This is a genomic window from Rhizobium sp. SEMIA 4085, assembly GCF_013004495.1.
Classification (GTDB): domain Bacteria; phylum Pseudomonadota; class Alphaproteobacteria; order Rhizobiales; family Rhizobiaceae; genus Rhizobium; species Rhizobium gallicum.
In genome coordinates this window covers 1-1,183 of record NZ_JABEPH010000671.1, presented here as the reverse complement: position 1 = coordinate 1,183, position 1,183 = coordinate 1, and the positions used below count along the sequence as shown (strand labels likewise).

At 57.3% G+C, this 1,183-nt stretch carries 1 protein-coding gene; it reads left to right on the top strand.

Going from position 1 to position 1,183, the window contains the following annotated elements; genetic code table 11:
* Positions 1-71: 71 nt before the first annotated feature.
* Entirely contained in the window at positions 72-1,106 is a 1,035-nt protein-coding gene (locus C9413_RS32250; RefSeq protein ID WP_039844522.1) for an IS110 family transposase, read from the top strand.
* The last annotated feature ends 77 nt before the right edge of the window (positions 1,107-1,183 follow it).

Genomic DNA, 1,183 nt, shown 5'->3' with positions numbered 1-1,183 from the left:
GGCTCCTCCGCCGGCATCGCGATGTGCCATATTTGCGGTGTTGTTCAGGAACCGCATGGGAGGAGCCATCCATGGAAGAGATTACCACGATTGGACTCGACATTGCTAAGTCGGTGTTCCAGGTGCACGCCATTTCCGCGACCGGCACGGTCGTCATCCGCCGACAGTTGAAGCGCCGCTTTGTTCTTCAGTTCTTCGCGAGCCTCAAACCCTGCCTCGTGGGCATAGAAGCCTGCGCAACCGCGCATCATTGGGGTCGAGAGCTGGCAAATCTCGGGCACGAGGTCCGGCTGATGCCGCCGCGCTATGTGAAGCCTTACGTCAAACGCAACAAGAACGATGCGGCGGATGCAGAGGCAATATGCGAGGCGGTGACACGGCCGAACATGCGGTTTGTGCCGATCAAGACAGCCGATCAACAATCGATCCTGATGCTTCATCGGACCCGCATGCTGTTCATTCGCCAGCGGACTATGACCATCAATGCTGTTCGCGCCCATCTCGCCGAGTTCGGCATTGTTGCGGGGATCGGTCGTAATGGACTGCTTGAGCTTCTCCATCTCATTCGGAAGGGCGAGAAACCTGAGATACCGGCGGAGGCATGTTTATGTCTTGCCGCTTTAGCGGACCAAGTCGACCTCTTGAAGCAGCGTATACTGGAAATGGATCGGCAAATCATGAGGTGGCACCGCGCTCACGAACTCAGTCGTAAGCTCGAAGGAATTCCAGGTGTTGGTCCATTGGTGGCAACAGCACTGGCTGCCAGTATTCCCGATCCCAGCGTCTTTCGTTCCGGTCGTGATCTGAGTGCCTGGATTGGCTTAGTCCCGAAACAAAACTCTAGTGGAGGCAAGGAGAAACTCGGTGGGATCAGCAAGGCCGGGAATCGATATCTGAGGCAGCTATTGGTGGTCGGCGCGTTGGCGGTGATCAAGAGAGCGAAGCTATTGGGCTACGCCCGCCATCCTTGGCTGGTCTCACTGATGGAGCGCCGTTCGGCAAAGGTCGCGGCGGTAGCACTCGCCAACAAGATAGCGCGGATTGCCTGGGCGATGATGAGCCGCAACGAACCCTATCGAGCAATCCCGGTCACCGCCGAAAGGTGAAACACGGCGCAAGCGTCGTGAACGTCTTTGGTAAGAGCAGGAGACTTATAACGCACCTACGCCAGTCGGCCCAAGGA

Bases quoted from the DNA above. Each gene is read 5' to 3' on its own strand.
- C9413_RS32250 (WP_039844522.1), top strand. From the start codon at position 72: ATGGAAGAGATTACCACGATTGGACTCGACATTGCTAAGTCGGTGTTC.